Source organism: Methylovorus sp. MM2 (genome assembly GCF_001648895.1).
Classification (GTDB): Bacteria; Pseudomonadota; Gammaproteobacteria; order Burkholderiales; family Methylophilaceae; genus MM1.
The window spans coordinates 1,249,319-1,265,960 of record NZ_LXUF01000001.1 but is presented as its reverse complement, the minus strand read 5'-3'; the positions used below and the strand labels follow the sequence as shown (position 1 = coordinate 1,265,960).

The window sequence follows — 16,642 nt, the reverse complement described above, 5'->3', positions numbered from 1 at the left end:
TAACCCTTAACAAAATCTTAAAGTGATAAGTTAAAAATATGGCTAAAGTATATGTTTCTGAACTAGTTTTACGCGATGGTCACCAATCGTTAATTGCGACACGCATGCGTACAGATGATATGTTGCCGATCTGCTCAAAGTTAGATGACATCGGATATTGGTCATTAGAGACTTGGGGCGGCGCGACTTTTGATGCTTGCGTGCGCTACCTGAAAGAGGACCCTTGGGAGCGCCTAAAGAAACTACGCAAAGCCCTGCCTAATACACCGATTCAAATGCTGTTGCGTGGGCAGAATTTGCTTGGTTATCGTCATTACTCAGATGATGTCGTACGTGCATTTGTAAAGAAATCTGCTGACAATGGTGTTGACGTATTCCGCATTTTTGATGCGATGAATGATCTGCGCAACCTTAAGACATCTATCGAAGCCGTTAAAAAAATCGGCAAGCATGCAGAAGGTACCATCAGTTACACGACTAGCCCCGTGCATGGCATTCCTTACTTTGTAGCATTGGCCAAAGAATTAGAATCTTTTGGCTGTGACACCATTGCCATTAAAGATATGGCCAGCTTACTCACTCCTGAGATCGCTGGTAATCTTGTAAAAGCCTTGCGTGCAGAGGTTAAGCTGCCTATTCATTTGCATGCGCACGCCACTTCCGGCCTGGCTAGCATGTCAGTGATGCGTGCTGTTGATAATGGCGTGGCGATTATTGACGGCTGTACCTCATCATTTGCGGAAGGTGCAAGCTTGCCAACTACTGAAAGCTTAGTTGCTGCATTGAAAGGAACTGAGTTTGATACTGGCTTGGATCTAGGCAAGCTACAAGAGATTGCTGCCTACTTCCGCGAAGTACGTAAGAAGTACTGGCAGTTTGAAAGCGAGTTTACTGGCGTTGATACACGCGTACTGGTTAACCAAGTACCAGGTGGCATGATATCCAACTTATCCAACCAGCTTAAAGAGCAAGGTGCACTAAACCGCATGGATGAGGTATTAGCTGAGATTCCGCGCGTGCGTGAAGACTTGGGCTACCCTCCACTTGTCACCCCTACTTCACAGATCGTTGGTACACAGGCAGTCCTAAATGTGATGACAGGTGCGCGTTACAAATCCGTGACCAATGAAGTTAAAAATTACTTACTAGGTCAATACGGCAAAGCACCAAGTACGGTTAACCCGGACGTAAAGAATCTGGCTGTTGGTGACGCCAAGGTAATCGAGTGCCGCCCAGCTGACTTACTGGGTGATGAAATGGAAAAGCTTAAGCTTGATACTGAAGGCCTGGCTAAATCAGAAGAAGATATCCTGACTTATGCGATGTTCCCTGACCTTGCTAAAACCTTCTTGCAAGAGCGAAATGCAGGCACGCTGAAAGCCGACCCATTACTCACTAAAGAAGCAGCCTCTACAACTGCGGCACGCTATGCCCCTAATGAGTTCAATGTCACGTTACATGGCGAGACTTTTCATATCAAACTTACCGGCAGCGGCCATCAAGGCGAAGAGCAACGCCCATTCTACGTATCTGTAGACGGTGTAGCCGAGGAAGTAGTTGTCGAGACCTTGAGTGAAATCGAAGTTTCCGGCGGCAACGGTGGTGTTAAGAAAAAAGCTGCCGCCGTGACTAGCAGCGGCAGACCACGCCCTTCTCATGAAGGCTGTGTAACAACGGCGATGCCAGGCAGTATTGTAGAAGTTAAAGTCAAAGCTGGCGACAAAGTAAATGCAGGCGATGCCGTCTTGGTGATTGAAGCCATGAAGATGGAGAATGAGATTCAGGCGCCAAAATCAGGCATTGTGGTTGCTGTTCATGTGGAAAAAGGCGATACAGTCACTCCAGATGAATCCTTACTAGAAATACGCCCTGCCTGATTATTAGCCGTAATTAAGCAAACAAAAAAGCCGACGTTCTCAGATGTCGGCTTTTTTGTTATTTGCAGCCCTCACTGATAAGCTTGCAGCAATCGAAGCAGTCAACTTGGTAGTATGGCAAAATACCACTTTGTCTTTCGCTATACATTATGTCCTCATCAACTGAACTCATTCTTGCGTCTTCATCTCCTTTTCGGCAAGAGCTTCTACAACGCTTAAGAATACCGTTCATATCGGTTTCGCCAGAGATCGATGAGCGCGCAAAAGACACTGAGAAACCGGAAGAAACCGCCTTGAGACTAGCTCAAGAAAAAGCATTAAAGATTGCTTTAAACTACCCTGCGGCATTCATTATTGGCTGTGATCAGGTTGCCACGCTAGATGGCATGCAAATAGGCAAACCGGGCACGCATGAGAATGCAGTCAAACAGTTGCAGATGATGCGTGGCCGCAGTGTGATATTCCATAGTGCCCTATGTCTTTACAATGCAAAAACAAAAAATATGCAGGCAGCGGTAGTGCCATTTACCGTCGACTTCCGTGAGCTAAGCGATGCAGAAATAGAGAATTATTTACGCATCGAGCAGCCTTACAATTGTGCAGGTAGCGCAAAATCAGAGGGCTTAGGTATCTCACTGATCAAAGCGATGCATGGCACCGACCCCAATGCATTAATCGGACTACCACTCATTGCGTTAATCAATATGTTCAACAATGAAGGCATAAACGTCATATAACGTAGTAAGCAAGCCTAATACGGAGATCATCATGTTCAAATTTACCCTTTCAGCGATTGTTTGTTGTGTAGCCGCTATTTATGCAACATCCATCTATGCAGCAGATGCCGACGAAGTTCGGAATACGTTGCAGGATCAACAAGAAGTCGCCGTTACCATCTACAACAACGACCTTGCTTTAGTCAAAGACCAGCGCAAGGTCAAGCTAAAAAGTGGCTTGAATAGCTTGGCCTTGAGGGATGTAAGTGCACAAATCCAGCCAGAGACAGCCTTATTGCGCAGCTTAAGCAATGCAGGTAGTTTTTCTGTACTTGAACAGAATTTCGATTTCGATCTACTTACGCCTGAAAAGCTACTAGAGAAATATGTAGGCAAGACCGTTAGTATTATCAAAACGAATCCTGCGACAGGTGTTGAAAGTACTGAGCAGGCCGAAGTACTCTCGGCCAATAATGGCGTTGTTCTGAAGATAGGCAACCGCATAGAAACAGGTGTTCCAGGTAGAATCGTTTACAACGACGTCCCTGCAAACCTCCGAGACCGCCCTACACTCGTCGTTCAGTTAAATAATAAGAACACTAATGAGCAGAATGTAGAGCTTAGTTATTTAACAACTGGCCTAGGGTGGAAAGCCGACTACGTAGCAGAGCTTAATCCCGCAGAAGATAAACTGGATTTATCAGGCTGGGTCACCTTAACGAACTCAAGTGGTGCAAGCTATCGTAATGCAAAACTACAGTTGGTTGCAGGCGACGTGAATCGTGTTGCTCCCCAACATGCTCCAGCAATCAGAGCCTTAAGGAAAACCGAGATGATGATGGCAGATGTCGTGCCAATGGCGGAAGAGTCGTTGCTAGAGTATCACCTCTATACATTAGATCGCCCTACTACGCTGTCAGAAAACCAAACGAAACAAGTCGCCTTACTATCAGCCACTAACGTACCGGCACGCAAGGAGCTTGTACTGCGAGGTACGGATTATTACTACCAATCCAGCTATGGCGATCTAGGACAGAAAATGAAAGTCGGCGTGTTTGTCGAGTTTGATAACAAGGAGTCATCTAAGCTCGGCATGCCACTCCCTAAAGGTATCTTACGCGTTTATAAAAAAGACAGTGCGGGTAATGCCCAATTTGTGGGTGAAGATGCTATTGACCACACTCCCAAGAATGAAACCGTTCGCTTAAAACTCGGAGAAGCTTTTGACGTGACAGCAGATAAAAAGCAAACAGACTTCAAAAAGCTACCTAACCCAGCAAAGGGGAATAATCTATATGAGAGTGCTTATGAGATCACTTTGAAGAATGCAAAGAAAGAGCGCGTGATTATATCTGTGCAGGAACCGATTCCGGGTGACTGGAAGATTCTAAAAGAAAGCCAATCCAGCACGAAAGCAACCAGCAATACTGCCTTATGGAAAGTTGAAGTACCCGCTGAAGGTTCAACGACACTTAGCTATCGCGTACAAGTTAAATACTGATGGCAGGCACTCTTTATATGATCCCAGTTACGCTGGGAGATGACATTATTAGCAAGGCACTGCCCCCAGATGTCGTCACGATTGCACAAAGTCTGGATACTTTCATCGTTGAGGATGAAAAAACTGCACGGCGTTTTTTGAGTGCTATTAAACACCCCACACCTATCCGTGAGTTGACTTTGCTAACGCTCAATGAACATACTGAAGAAAAAGAATTAGCTCTATTGTTGCGCCCGTTAATGGATGGCAAAAATGTCGGGCTCATGTCAGATGCTGGTTGTCCGGGAATCGCCGATCCCGGGGCGAATCTGGCCGCTTTAGCGCATAAAAGAAATATCCGAGTAGCGCCACTGGTTGGGCCGTCCTCAATATTGCTAAGCCTTATGGCATCGGGTTTCAATGGGCAGCGCTTTACGTTTTTGGGATATTTACCAAGCGAAAAGAACGCACGCATCAATAAACTAAAAGAGATAGAAAAGACTTCACGACAGCATAAAGAAACCCAGGTTTTCATCGAGACCCCTTATCGCAATCAGCACATGTTGGAAGATATCTTATCCAGTTGCCATGCAGAAACTAGGCTTTGCGTAGCATCTAATATCAGTTTGGGAACTGAATCTATCATCAGCAAAACTATCGTAGAGTGGAAAAAGAATCCTCTACCTGACCTGCACAAGCAACTTAGTGTGTTTTTATTGCTAGCCTAGCAATAACTTTCTGACGGGGGCATAACTGCGCCTGTGTATAGGCGAAACCCCATATTGCATGAGTTTCTGCATATGCTCTGTAGTTGGATAGCCTTTATGTTGCGCAAAACCATATTGAGGGTAGATTTTATCCAACGCATACAGCGCCTGATCTCGTGCCGTTTTCGCTAGAATTGAGGCCGCTGCAATCTCCTGCACCTTACTATCCCCTTTTACAATAGCTTCGGAAAGCATGCTGACTTTAGGGCAATGCAAGCCATCGACCATAATTTTTTCAGGTACGATATGTAATTTCTCAACCGCACGCTGCATTGCCAATAGGCTGGCCTGAAGGATATTGATCTCATCAATTTCTTCAACACTACTACTGGCAATCGCCCATGACAAAGAAAACTCCTTGATCTGTAGGGCTAGAAAATCACGTTTTTTTTCTGAAAGTTTTTTTGAGTCGGCTAAGCCTGCAATAGGTCTAGCTGGGTCAAGAATCACTGCGGCGGCATATACCGCACCAGCCAACGGCCCTCGCCCAGCTTCATCGACGCCACATATCAGCATATGAGCCTCATTCATGGCTTAGAGGTGGGCTAAAATAGCCTGCGCAGCTTTCTCTTCGGTATTTTGCCGCAACGCATGATGTATATTCATGAATTCGTTGCGAATATCATTAATCAAGTCTTTGTCGCTTAATACCTTGAGCGTAGCTTCTGCTAATTTCTCAGGGGTTGCATCATGCTGTAATAACTCTGGCACGACAAAGCGCCCTGCCAACACATTCGGCAAACCGACATAAGGGAGATAATTCATACGTTTGAGTATCTGCCAGCTTAACCACGGCATACGGTAAGTAATCACCATAGGACGCTTAAGCAACGCTGCTTCTAATGTGGCTGTACCTGATGCGACAACGACTGCATCTGCGGCCTCCATTGCCATATGCGCATGCCCAAACAGAATGTTTATCGGCAGAGCCACTTCATCCTGATTATCATAAATAGCACGTTCGAATATCGTTCTGGTTTCACGCGTAATGAGCGGTACAAGAAACTGTATATCTTCATTAGTTTCGAGCATCTTCTTCGCGGTTTTAACAAATAGATCAGCTAGCTGCTTGACTTCACTTTGACGGCTACCCGGCAACATCGCGACAACCACTGTCTGCGGTTTGATCTTTAGGTGTTCTCTTGCATTTTTTTTATCGGGATCTAATGGCAGAATATCTGCCAGCGGATGACCGACATAAGTCACAGGAACACCGGCCTTCTCGTAAAGGGCTGGCTCAAAAGGAAACAAAGCCAGCATATGCGAAACTGCCCGTTTAATTTTCCCCATCCGCCCTTTGCGCCATGCCCATATTGAGGGGCTGACGTAATGGAATGTCTTGATACCGCTCCGTTTAAGCTTGCGCTCTAATGCAAAGTTAAAGTCCGGCGCATCAATACCAATGAAAATATCCGGCGGATTCTTCAAGAAATGCTGCAGCACCTGTTTGCGTATTTTCAGCAATCCAGGCAAATGCCTTAACACTTCGATATACCCGCGCACAGAAAGACGCTCCATCGGGAATAGCGAATGCGCACCTTCGCTGATCATTTTAGGTCCGGCGATACCAACAAAATCAAGATCAGGACGATGCTTTTTTAAAGCCTGGATCAGGTGACTGCCAAGTAAATCACCGGATGCTTCTCCGGCCACTATTCCAATAGTCGGCATGGTGTTTAACGGACAATACCGCGTGTTGTATGATTGAGGAAATCAACCAAGATGCCTAACTCAGGGCAATCAACATGCTGTTTGGCGATTTCCTGTTTTGCTTCTTCCAGTGTCAATCCATTACGGTACAAAGCTTTGTAAGCACGCTTGATCTGCAACATAGCCTCAGGTGAAAATCCGCGACGCTTCAAGCCCTCAGAATTGATGCCATGAGGCTTAGCATCATAACCGGCAGCCGTGACATAAGGCGGAATATCCTTGAACACCACCGAACCCACTGCAGTGATGACATGTGAGCCGATTTTGCAGAATTGATGCACCAAGGTAAACCCACCTAGAATCGCATAGTCGTTCATGTCTACATGACCAGCTAACGAAGAGTTATTCGCTAATATGGTGTTATTACCGACTTGGCAATCATGCGCAATATGCACATAAGCCATGATCCAGTTGTCATTACCAATACTAGTGATGCCTTTGTCTTGGATCGTGCCACGGTTGAATGTACAGAATTCTCGAATAGTATTGCGCTCACCGATGATAAGCTGGGTAGGTTCATCCCGATATTTCTTATCCTGCGGTGCCTCACCTAAGGATGAAAATTGAAATATCTGATTATCCCGGCCTATCGTCGTAGGCCCTTTAATCACCACATGGCTACCGATACGGTTACCACTGGCGATTTTTACATTGGGTCCGATAATCGAATAGGCGCCAATTTCTACACTTGAATCAATCTCAGCCGATACATCAACAAGGGCAGTTGGGTGGATTTTAGGTTGCGTCATATTGATTACGTTATTCAATCGCTTTTAAGATACACATCATCTCGGCTTCGGCCACAACAACACCATCGACCAATGCCTGGCCTTTATATTTCCAGATACCGCGTAGTATACGGTCGATGCTGACCTTGAGAACCAACTGATCCCCAGGAGAAACCGGTTTTTTGAATCGTGCACTATCTATGCCTGCAAAGTAATAAACTGAGTCATCACTAGGTTTGGTGTTCATCGTCTTAAAAGACAAAATAGCAGCGGCTTGTGCGAGCGCTTCTACAATCAAAACACCTGGCATCACTGGGTGATATGGGAAATGCCCAGGGAAATAAGGCTCATTGATCGTCACATTCTTAATCGCTGTGATTTCCTTGCCAACTTCCAAAGACAATACACGGTCAACCAAAACAAATGGATACCTATGCGGCAAATGCTCTAGAATTTCATGGATATCCATACTGGTAATGACGGTGTCATTCATTTCTGCGCCTCAATTTTTATCTGTCTGGTTAGCTTTTAATTTAAGTTTTTCGAGCTCTCGCTCAAGCTCTTTTACGCGCTCTGAAATATCACCGAGACGCCGTATATTTGCTGCTGTCTTTAACCAGTCATCATGCGCCTGAAATGGCATCAGCGCTGTATAAGTATCTGCTTTAGTCAACGACCTTGTAATCATGCTGCCAGGCGAAATAGTCACATCATCGGCAACATCCAGATGCCCTAGTATCATGGCGGCTCCACCGATACGACATCTCTTCCCGATACGTGCACTACCTGCAACCCCCACACAACCAGCGATGACAGTATGTGCCCCAATACGGCAATTATGTCCAATCTGAATCAGGTTATCCAGCTTCACGCCTGTTTCTATCACCGTATCATCTAGAGCGCCACGATCTATGCTGGTGTTAGACCCAATATCCACATGGTCTTCAATAATCACGCGCCCGACTTGGGGAATTTTCACCCATTGCCCCTGATCATTTGCATACCCGAAGCCATCAGCCCCGATCACAACACCTGCCGCGATAATACAATGGCGACCAATCACACAGTTGCGATACACCACAACATTTGCTTGTAAAATAGTACCGCTACCAATGTGCACGCCCTCACCAATAATACAACCAGCCCCGATAACAATATGGTCACCCAATGTAACGCCCGCTGAAATAACGGCATTGGCCAGCACTGTGCAGGTTTCAGGGATTTTACTACTAGCAGCAATGTTCGCGCTGGGGTCTATACCTGCCTGATAGCTAACGGCAGGATTAAGCAGCTCTGATACTTTGGCAAAATAAGCATACGGGTTATCTGTGACAATACGTGGCAGATTTGTGATGCCACTATTATCATGGCTTAAGATCACAGCACTTGCGCGGGTAGTTGCTAATAAAGCGCGATACTTAGAATCCGTTAAAAAACTGATCTGTCCTTCTTCTGCATTAGCAAGAGAAGCGACTCTGGAAATAGAAACAGCATTGCCATCTATCAGTTCGCCCCCAAATCGGGAAACGATCTCCTGCAAGGAGTAGTGCAAAGTCATCCGGCTAAAGATCGTCTAGTGATGTATTATTTTTTACCCAGAGATTGAAGTACTTTGCTTGTAAGATCAATCTTAGGGCTTGCAAACGCAACGCCACCATAGATGACAAGATCATATCCTTCAGTCTTAGCAACTTCTGTCACCGCTTTATTGATGCGATCCTGAAGCGCACCAAGCTCTTCATTCTTACGAAGATTGACATCTTCACGCAATTCACGCTGTTTACGCTGGAACTCAATCTTCAGATTTGAAACATCACGCTCTTTATTGCGGCGATCATTCTCAGAAAGCGTCAAGCTATCTTTATCAAGCGATGTTTCAAGATCCTTGATCTGCTTTTGCATACGATCAAGATCTTGGCTACGAGGGCTAAACTCTTTCTCGAGCTTTTTGCCGCTTTCTGCAGTTTGTGGGGCTTCTTGAAGAATCTTATCCACTTGGACATAACCTACTTTTAAATCTGCAGCCATTGCTTGCGAAACCATGGCAAAACTAGCTACTACCATCAAACTTCTTAATAATTTATTCAATTGTGTCTCCAAATATTCAGTAAATTTAAATTGTCTTTACGTTACGTCTAGAACTGCGATCCCATTTGGAACTGGAGGATTTGAGTCTTATCGTCGTTATACGGCTTGTTCGGGTCTTCGGTTTCATTCTTAGCATTCAAAGCTTTGGCCAAGACTAGCTTGATTGGACCAAACGGTGAGAACCAGCTCACGCCTAAACCAACAGAGTATCTTAAATCCGTCACACTGGTAGAGAGTGTTCTATCAACACCACCAACCTGGTACTTGTAATCACCAGCGACAGAACCTGCATCAAAGAACGTACTCAAGCGCAATTGCTTGGAATCTTTCATACCAGGCACAGGGAAGAACAATTCGGCATTACCCATTAAACGCTTGGTACCACCGACAGCATAACCTCTATCATTTACGCTATCGTAGAAACGAGGGCCGATTGCGCTCGTTTGATAACCACGTACGTTATTCACACCACCGATATAGAAGTTCTTGAAGAAGGGAAACGGATTGTCACCATAACTGTCTCCATATCCAGCTTCACCGTTCAACATCAACGTCACACTTGGGGTAACATCTTTATACCACGAGTGCTTATATTCTATTTTATAGTATTGCAGGTCTAACCCTGGCAGACCAATTTCACTGCTGATTCGCTGATAAACACCTTTGTTCGGGAACAATACATTGTCACGTGTATCGTGTGCCCAACTTAGATTAAGCAACAGACTGTTGTTTTCACATCCGTCCGTGCTGTTTGAATTATTACCATTACAATATCTTCTATACTGAATTGGGCTACTTGAGGTTAAATCAACTGATGTATAGTCAAAGGTTAAACCAGCACCAACGGAATCACGCTCATTCAAGGGCACACCAAAGCGTACGCCTGTACCGTAAGAGGATGTGCTATATGAGCCGATATTACCAGACAACCTAGACGTATCAACATCACGACGATACACGTCAAATCCACGACTGATACCATCTGGAGTGAAATATGGATCGGTATAACTTAATGAATACACTGTATTCACCTTACCCGTATTCACTTGGGCAGAAACACGATTACCAGTGCCTAGGAAGTTATTCTGATTAACGGTCACACCAAAAACCACACCTTCAGCGCTAGATAAACCAGCACCAAACATCACACTACCGGTCGATTTCTCCGTGACATTGATATTCAGGTCAACTTGGTCAGTTGTACCAGGAACAGCAGGCGTTTCAACGTTAACATCAGAGAAGAACTGAAGGCGATCAAGACGTTGTTTTGAACGCTCGATCTTATCAGCGCCATACCAAGCTGATTCCAATTGGCGCATTTCGCGGCGTAGTACATCATCACGCGTTCTGGTGTTACCAGTCAGATTAATGCGGCGCACATACACACGGCGACCTGGATCAACAAAGAAGGTAAAGGCAACAGTGTGTGCATCTTTATTCACATCCGGTACAGCATTGACGTTAGCGAACGCATAACCATCATTCCCTAGGCGATCATTGATCGCTTTGCTGGAATCCGTGACTTTCTGGCGATTAAATACTTCACCTGACTCAACCGAGATTAATTTACGTGCTTCATCTTCTGGCAATAACATTTCACCTGCCAGTTTTACATCGGTCACCGTATATTTTTCACCTTCGCTGATATTCACCGTGATGTAAATATCGCGTTTGTCAGGGGTAATCGATACCTGTGTAGATTCAATATTGAATTCAAGATAGCCTTGATTCATATAAAAAGACCGCAAGGTTTCCAAATCTGCAGTCAGCTTTTGCTTGGAGTATTGGTCATTCTTATTCCACCAGCTTAACCAGTCAGGCGTAGTGAGCTTAAATTGCTCCAAAAGCGCCTTGGTCTCAAAAGACTGATTACCTACAATATTGATACTACGAATCTTGGATACAGCGCCTTCTTCAATATCGAAACGAATACCAACGCGGTTTCGTTCCATCGGGCTAACCACTGTTTTTACGCTAGCACCATACTTACCTTGAGACAGGTATTGACGTTTGATTTCCTGCTCGGCTTTATCAAGCATCGAGCGATCAAAGATAAGGCCTTCAGACAAGCCAATTTGCTTGAGGCCGTCTTTCATTTTGTCACTGGGGAAGGACTTGTTACCGCTGAATGTGATATCTGCAATTGCAGCACGCTCTTGCAATGTAATTACAAGGACATCTTGATCAACTTCGATGCGTACATCTTTAAAGAAGCCAGTGCCATACAATGATTTAATCGCCTGCGTGGCTTTCTCATCAGTCATCGTATCGCCGACTTTGACTGGCAAGTAATTGAATACGGTGCCGGCATCAGTACGTTGAATACCTTCAACGCGTATATCCTTAACGATGAATGGCTCTAAAGCCATCGCTGATGTCGTATAACAAGCCACAACAAACAGCAGGATATGTCTAAGCGTGATGCCTAACTTCATTAAAATTAGCCTGTAATTAATCTATTGATATCGTTATAAAAAGCGCAGGCCATTAATAAACCCAGCACTGCGAACCCGATACGCTGGCCAACTTCCATGACCTTATCGGATACGGGACTGCCCTTCAAAATTTCTACCATATAATACAACAAATGGCCGCCATCTAACACTGGGATCGGCAGGAGATTTAACACGCCGAGGCTGATGCTCAATAAAGCAAGAAACCCAATAAAGGCCTTAAACCCTATTTGAGCACTCTGGCCTGCATAATTGGCAATGGTAACTGGGCCACTTAAACCTTTCCACGAGGCTTCACCGGTAATCATACTGCCAAGCATTTTCAAGCTAAAAAGTGAGGTATCCCAAGTTTTCTGAGTTGCTTGGCCAAGTGCAGCTAAAGGACTGTATTTCACTTCAATCAGCAAATCTTTCATTTCCGATTCATTTATGCGGTATCCCGCACCAATACGCCCTATCAGCTGCCCATGTTCTTTTGTGGCATCAGGCACCACAGCAACCTCAAGCGGTTTACCTTCACGCACCAGTTTTAATGAAATAGGCTTGCCAGGATTCTGGCGTATGATCGAAACAAAATCTTCCCATTGGGCGACTTTTACATCATTGACCGATACGATTTTATCGCCAGCCTTTAATCCAGCCTTTTCGGCCACACTACCTTTAATAATTTCCCCGATATTGGCAGGCATTTGCGGGCGGAATGGCGTAAGGCCGAGTTTTTCAAGAAAGTTCTCGTCGATATCTTCTTTAGAAAGGCCTGCTAAGGAAAGTCGGTATAAGTAAAGATCATTACCATCAGAGGTTTCAATATCGACATCGGATGTTTTGAAGGTCTGGTTAAGCAATACCCAGCGCACATCTTGCCATGTTGTGACGGGTGTATCTGCAATGCTTTTTATGATTTGGCCTGATTTGATGTGAGCCTGCGCAGCGGGTGTATCTGCAGCAATTTCCCCAAGCATGGGTTTCATGCCGGTAATGCCTTGGATAAATAATACCCAATACAAAGCAATCGCCAGTATTAGATTAGCTGCGGGGCCAGCCGAAACAATCGCAATACGCTTCCATACCGGCTGACGATTAAATGCGCGTGGAAGATCAGCTTGGTCAACAGGCCCTTCGCGCTCATCTAGCATTTTGACATAGCCGCCTAGTGGCAATACTGCCAAGGTATATTCAGTATTATCTTTACCCAACCGCTTTGACACTAAAGCTTTGCCAAAACCGATGGAGAATCGCAATACCTTAACGCCACACCAGCGCGCAACTTGATAGTGGCCGTACTCATGCACAGTAATCAGTATGCCAAGGGTAACGAGAAATGCCAGAATGGTAATCATGAGTAAGCTAGCATCCTTTCAGAAGCAGTAACCCGAGCATGCGCATCGGCATCAATAACTGATTGCAGGTCGGATACTGGATGAATGGATGAATCCTCCAGCACCGACTCAATGATGCGCGGAATATCCATAAAGCCTATTTTTTCGGCGATAAAGGCTGAAACAGCAACCTCATTGGCAGCATTCAATATCGTCGGCGCGGTACCACCCAACTTCAATGCGTCGAATGCCAATTTCAAACATGGGAAACGCACAGAGTCTGGTTTTTCAAAGTCCAAGCGGGCGATTTTAAACATATCCAGAGAGCTTACACCACTTTCCAGCCTATCTGGATAACCAAGTGCATAGGCAATCGGCGTGCGCATATCGGGATTCCCCATTTGAGCAAGCACGGAGCCATCAATATACTCAACCATGGAGTGAATCACACTTTGTGGATGGACAATCACCTCGATGGACTCAGGTGGCGCATTGAATAACCAATGTGCTTCAATGACTTCAAGCCCCTTATTCATCATAGTAGCTGAGTCAATCGTGATCTTAGGCCCCATCACCCAATTCGGGTGGTTAAGGGCCTGTGCCAATGTAACGGCTTCAAGTTCTGACGCGGTAGATTGGCGAAATGGCCCGCCAGAGGCAGTAAGCAGTATTTTCTTAACACCCCCATGCGATGACAGTTGGCGTTGAGGCATTACCTGAAAAATCGCATTATGCTCGCTATCGATAGGCAATAACGTTGCACCGCCCTGCTCAATAGCCTGCATAAACAGGCTGCCCGACATCACCAAGGTTTCTTTGTTAGCCAAAAGAATACGCTTACCTGCTTTTGCTGCTGCCATCGCGGGTTTTAGTCCAGCCGCACCTACAATCGCTGCCATCACGACATCCACAGTAACATCTGAAGATACCTGCTCAAGTGCCTCGACGCCAAATAGCACTTGCGTTGTAAGCCCCGCCTGTTTCAGTTTAATGCTAAGTGCTTCAGCGGCATCGGCATCCAACATGACGGCGTATGTCGGCAAGAATTTACAGCACTGCTCAAATAACTCATTAACGCGGGAATAGGCAGTCAATGCATACACACGAAAACGATCTGGATGCCTCGCAATAACGTCTAGGGTATTTTGGCCTATCGTTCCAGTTGCACCAAGAATGGTGATGTTTTGCACACCAGTAGCTAAAGGTTGTGGAACGGTGAATCCGGCGATATTCATTATTGTACGTAACTTATCCAAAGCGCATAGTAGTCGCCCATGTAGATGAATAGCGCAGCCAAAGGCAAGCTAGCGGTTAATCCATCAATTCTATCTAGAATACCACCGTGGCCGGGCAATATGCTGCCGCTATCTTTCGCGCCAGCATGGCGCTTTACCAAAGATTCAAATAGATCACCCACTACGCTCAAGGCTGCGATGACCCAAAGCCCGATAATCAAAAGATAATCCAGATGCAAAAACCAGCATATCAAAATGCCATACACCGTCACGGCTATCAATCCACCCAACACGCCCTCCCATGTTTTTCCTGGGCTGATTGACGGAGCCAGCTTATTCTTGCCAAAACGTTTTCCTGAGAAATAAGCAGCGCTATCTGCAATCCATACTGTCATCATGATGCCCAATAATATCCAAGGATTCTTTAGCGTAAGAATGACCAGACTAAACCATGTGGCAAGCAGGATAAGCCATCCTGCTAATATATAAGCTAAGTGACTATTAATTGGCTTGCGTACTTTAAGCCAGACTGGAACAGCAAAGACCCAGAAAATCACCGCCAATAGAATACCCAGTAAAATGACTTGTTTTTGCAGTAAAGCGAGATCAATACTGGTATTAGGGAAGATAACCGCCAGCCCAAAGATGATGGTCGCTACGACATATATCTTACGTGCAACTGATTTTAACTTAGCTAAACCGCTCCATTCCCAAGCGCCAATAGCGATAATGCCAAGCATAAACAGCGCCCAGATAATATCCGGTAGGAGAAATAACGCCGCTAAAAAAAGAGGAGTGATAACAAGTGAGGTAAGGATACGTGTTTTGAGCATATTAATTCGTCTTAAGCTGTTCGCCGGTTCGCCCAAAACGACGCTCGCGCTGCTGATAGGATTTAACTGCAAGCTTAAAGGCATGCTCATCAAAATCAGGCCAGAGGGTGTCAGTGAAATACAGCTCGCTATACGCTAGCTGCCAGAGGAGGAAGTTGCTGATGCGCTGCTCGCCACCGGTGCGAATAAATAAGTCAGGCTCTGGTGCATAGTGCATTGAAAGATAAGGCGTGATATCTTCTTCAGTGAAGTTTTCTTGCAACTGCGGATTAGCACGCTGCATCTTTTGCAAGGCCTGAACGATATCCCAACGACCACCGTAATTGACTGCGATCGTTAAAGTTAAACCTGTATTGGCGCGTGTTAGGTTTTCGGCCTCAGCTATTTGAGCACATAGCGCTTCATCAAAGCGTGCATGGTCACCAATCATGACCAGCCGGATATTATTCTCATGGAGCTTGCAGACTTCCTGCTTTAGCGCTTCCATAAACAAGCCCATCAGAAACGTGACCTCTTCAGCGGGGCGCCGCCAGTTTTCACTACTAAACGCAAATAAAGTTAGGTATTCAATGCCCAATGTCGCGCTTTGTTTAACCAGTTCACGCACAACTTCTACACCACGCTTATGTCCCGCGATTCTAGGGAGAAAGCGTTTCTTCGCCCAGCGGCCATTACCATCCATGATCACAGCGACATGGCGCGGAATTTCACCGGTTAAAGGTATGGATTGTGTGGAGCTGGAAAAAAGTGCCAATCTTAAAGCCCCAGTGATATGAAAAACTGCAAAATAGAATCCAGATTGATCAAATCAAGTTATACGAAAGTTAAACTGCCAGCAAATCTGTTTCTTTGGTTTGCAACATCTTCTCTACTTCGGCTACATATTTGTCAGTCAATTTCTGGACATCATCTTGCGCGCGACGCTCGTCATCTTCACTGATCTCTTTATCTTTGATGAGCTTTTTCAAAGCATCGTTAGCGTCACGGCGCACATTGCGCAATGCGACTTTTGCATTTTCGGCTTCGCCGCGAACAACTTTAATCAAATCCTTACGGCGCTCTTCAGTCAACATAGGCATCGGCACACGAATCAAATCCCCATTGGTCGCAGGATTCAAGCCAAGATCAGCATCACGAATGGCTTTCTCGACTTTAGAAATCATAGTTTTTTCATATGGCTGTACATTGATGGTACGTGCATCACCTAACGTGACGTTAGCAACCTGATTCACTGCCACAAGTGATCCATAATATTCAACCATCACATGATCAAGTATGCCTGTATGCGCACGCCCTGTGCGGACTTTACCTAAATCGCTCTTCAATGCTTCAAGAGATTTCTGCATCTTCTGATCAGCGTTTTTCTTCACATCATCAATCATTTTTTCTCCTAACTATGCAATCGGGCTCATTATTACGGCAAATGCTTTAAGACC

The 16,642-nt window shown here is 45.3% G+C and carries 16 protein-coding genes; 4 read left to right on the top strand and 12 right to left on the bottom strand.

The annotated features are described in order from the left end of the window. Positions 1–38: 38 nt before the first annotated feature. The 4 genes from oadA to A7981_RS06055 all read left to right on the top strand — a co-directional run bounded on the left by oadA (position 39) and on the right by A7981_RS06055 (position 4,801). Positions 39–1,877 carry a sodium-extruding oxaloacetate decarboxylase subunit alpha gene (gene oadA, locus A7981_RS06070; protein WP_067265428.1) on the top strand — a complete coding sequence of 613 codons (1,839 nt, stop codon included), beginning with the start codon at positions 39–41 and terminating at the stop codon, positions 1,875–1,877. A gap of 149 nt (positions 1,878–2,026) precedes the next feature. Continuing rightward, positions 2,027–2,614, top strand: a complete 588-nt coding sequence (locus A7981_RS06065; protein ID WP_067265425.1) for a Maf family nucleotide pyrophosphatase — start codon at positions 2,027–2,029, stop codon at positions 2,612–2,614. A gap of 31 nt (positions 2,615–2,645) precedes the next feature. Then, positions 2,646–4,094 (top strand): DUF4139 domain-containing protein, encoded by a 1,449-nt coding sequence (locus A7981_RS06060; protein WP_067265421.1) that lies wholly within the window; start codon positions 2,646–2,648, stop codon positions 4,092–4,094. Positions 4,095–4,111: 17 nt separating this feature from the next. Further along, positions 4,112–4,801 (top strand): SAM-dependent methyltransferase, encoded by a 690-nt coding sequence (locus A7981_RS06055; RefSeq protein WP_254258508.1) that lies wholly within the window; start codon positions 4,112–4,114, stop codon positions 4,799–4,801. On the opposite strand, the gene rnhB is transcribed toward A7981_RS06055, so the two are convergent. The 12 genes from rnhB to frr form a co-directional block, all read right to left on the bottom strand. Further along, positions 4,793–5,371: a ribonuclease HII gene (gene rnhB, locus A7981_RS06050; protein ID WP_067265414.1), complete on the bottom strand. Its 579-nt coding sequence runs from the start codon at positions 5,369–5,371 to the stop codon at positions 4,793–4,795. The two genes, A7981_RS06055 and rnhB, sit on opposite strands and share 9 nt — an antisense overlap. A 3-nt stretch (positions 5,372–5,374) precedes the next feature. Then, positions 5,375–6,511, bottom strand: coding sequence for a lipid-A-disaccharide synthase (lpxB, locus tag A7981_RS06045; RefSeq protein WP_067265409.1), 1,137 nt, complete (start codon positions 6,509–6,511; stop codon positions 5,375–5,377). A gap of 5 nt (positions 6,512–6,516) precedes the next feature. After that, entirely contained in the window at positions 6,517–7,299 is a 783-nt protein-coding gene (gene lpxA, locus A7981_RS06040; RefSeq protein ID WP_067265405.1) for an acyl-ACP--UDP-N-acetylglucosamine O-acyltransferase, read from the bottom strand. 10 nt (positions 7,300–7,309) lie between these two features. Next, positions 7,310–7,771 carry a 3-hydroxyacyl-ACP dehydratase FabZ gene (fabZ, locus tag A7981_RS06035; RefSeq protein WP_067265402.1) on the bottom strand — a complete coding sequence of 154 codons (462 nt, stop codon included), beginning with the start codon at positions 7,769–7,771 and terminating at the stop codon, positions 7,310–7,312. 9 nt (positions 7,772–7,780) lie between these two features. Then, positions 7,781–8,836 carry a UDP-3-O-(3-hydroxymyristoyl)glucosamine N-acyltransferase gene (gene lpxD / locus A7981_RS06030; protein ID WP_067265399.1) on the bottom strand — a complete coding sequence of 352 codons (1,056 nt, stop codon included), beginning with the start codon at positions 8,834–8,836 and terminating at the stop codon, positions 7,781–7,783. 26 nt (positions 8,837–8,862) lie between these two features. After that, positions 8,863–9,342: an OmpH family outer membrane protein gene (locus A7981_RS06025; protein WP_174545153.1), complete on the bottom strand. Its 480-nt coding sequence runs from the start codon at positions 9,340–9,342 to the stop codon at positions 8,863–8,865. 71 nt (positions 9,343–9,413) lie between these two features. Next, positions 9,414–11,801, bottom strand: coding sequence for an outer membrane protein assembly factor BamA (gene bamA / locus A7981_RS06020; protein ID WP_067265392.1), 2,388 nt, complete (start codon positions 11,799–11,801; stop codon positions 9,414–9,416). Between the two features lie 5 nt (positions 11,802–11,806). Then, on the bottom strand, positions 11,807–13,159 hold the full coding sequence (rseP, locus tag A7981_RS06015) for an RIP metalloprotease RseP (protein ID WP_067265389.1): 1,353 nt from the start codon (positions 13,157–13,159) through the stop codon (positions 11,807–11,809). After that, positions 13,156–14,373 (bottom strand): 1-deoxy-D-xylulose-5-phosphate reductoisomerase, encoded by a 1,218-nt coding sequence (ispC, locus tag A7981_RS06010; protein ID WP_067265386.1) that lies wholly within the window; start codon positions 14,371–14,373, stop codon positions 13,156–13,158. Before ispC ends, rseP begins: the two co-directional genes overlap by 4 nt. Beyond that, positions 14,373–15,206, bottom strand: coding sequence for a phosphatidate cytidylyltransferase (locus A7981_RS06005; RefSeq protein WP_067265377.1), 834 nt, complete (start codon positions 15,204–15,206; stop codon positions 14,373–14,375). Before A7981_RS06005 ends, ispC begins: the two co-directional genes overlap by 1 nt. Before the next feature lies 1 nt (position 15,207). Continuing rightward, positions 15,208–15,960: an isoprenyl transferase gene (locus tag A7981_RS06000; RefSeq protein WP_067265372.1), complete on the bottom strand. Its 753-nt coding sequence runs from the start codon at positions 15,958–15,960 to the stop codon at positions 15,208–15,210. Between the two features lie 70 nt (positions 15,961–16,030). Beyond that, positions 16,031–16,588: a ribosome recycling factor gene (gene frr, locus A7981_RS05995; RefSeq protein ID WP_067265368.1), complete on the bottom strand. Its 558-nt coding sequence runs from the start codon at positions 16,586–16,588 to the stop codon at positions 16,031–16,033. Between the last annotated feature and the right edge of the window lie 54 nt (positions 16,589–16,642).

Excerpts from the sequence above, each read along its gene's own strand:
- A7981_RS06025 (WP_174545153.1), bottom strand. The coding sequence starts at position 9,342 with ATGGTAGTAGCTAGTTTTGCCATGGTTTCGCAAGCAATGGCTGCAGAT.
- A7981_RS06005 (WP_067265377.1), bottom strand. The coding sequence starts at position 15,206 with ATGCTCAAAACACGTATCCTTACCTCACTTGTTATCACTCCTCTTTTT.
- lpxD (WP_067265399.1), bottom strand. The coding sequence starts at position 8,836 with ATGACTTTGCACTACTCCTTGCAGGAGATCGTTTCCCGATTTGGGGGC.
- rseP (WP_067265389.1), bottom strand. The coding sequence starts at position 13,159 with ATGATTACCATTCTGGCATTTCTCGTTACCCTTGGCATACTGATTACT.
- A7981_RS06055 (WP_254258508.1), top strand. The coding sequence starts at position 4,112 with ATGATCCCAGTTACGCTGGGAGATGACATTATTAGCAAGGCACTGCCC.
- lpxB (WP_067265409.1), bottom strand. The coding sequence starts at position 6,511 with ATGCCGACTATTGGAATAGTGGCCGGAGAAGCATCCGGTGATTTACTT.
- bamA (WP_067265392.1), bottom strand. The coding sequence starts at position 11,801 with ATGAAGTTAGGCATCACGCTTAGACATATCCTGCTGTTTGTTGTGGCT.
- oadA (WP_067265428.1), top strand. The coding sequence starts at position 39 with ATGGCTAAAGTATATGTTTCTGAACTAGTTTTACGCGATGGTCACCAA.
- ispC (WP_067265386.1), bottom strand. The coding sequence starts at position 14,373 with ATGAATATCGCCGGATTCACCGTTCCACAACCTTTAGCTACTGGTGTG.
- rnhB (WP_067265414.1), bottom strand. The coding sequence starts at position 5,371 with ATGAATGAGGCTCATATGCTGATATGTGGCGTCGATGAAGCTGGGCGA.
- A7981_RS06060 (WP_067265421.1), top strand. The coding sequence starts at position 2,646 with ATGTTCAAATTTACCCTTTCAGCGATTGTTTGTTGTGTAGCCGCTATT.
- fabZ (WP_067265402.1), bottom strand. The coding sequence starts at position 7,771 with ATGAATGACACCGTCATTACCAGTATGGATATCCATGAAATTCTAGAG.
- frr (WP_067265368.1), bottom strand. The coding sequence starts at position 16,588 with ATGATTGATGATGTGAAGAAAAACGCTGATCAGAAGATGCAGAAATCT.
- lpxA (WP_067265405.1), bottom strand. The coding sequence starts at position 7,299 with ATGACGCAACCTAAAATCCACCCAACTGCCCTTGTTGATGTATCGGCT.
- A7981_RS06065 (WP_067265425.1), top strand. The coding sequence starts at position 2,027 with ATGTCCTCATCAACTGAACTCATTCTTGCGTCTTCATCTCCTTTTCGG.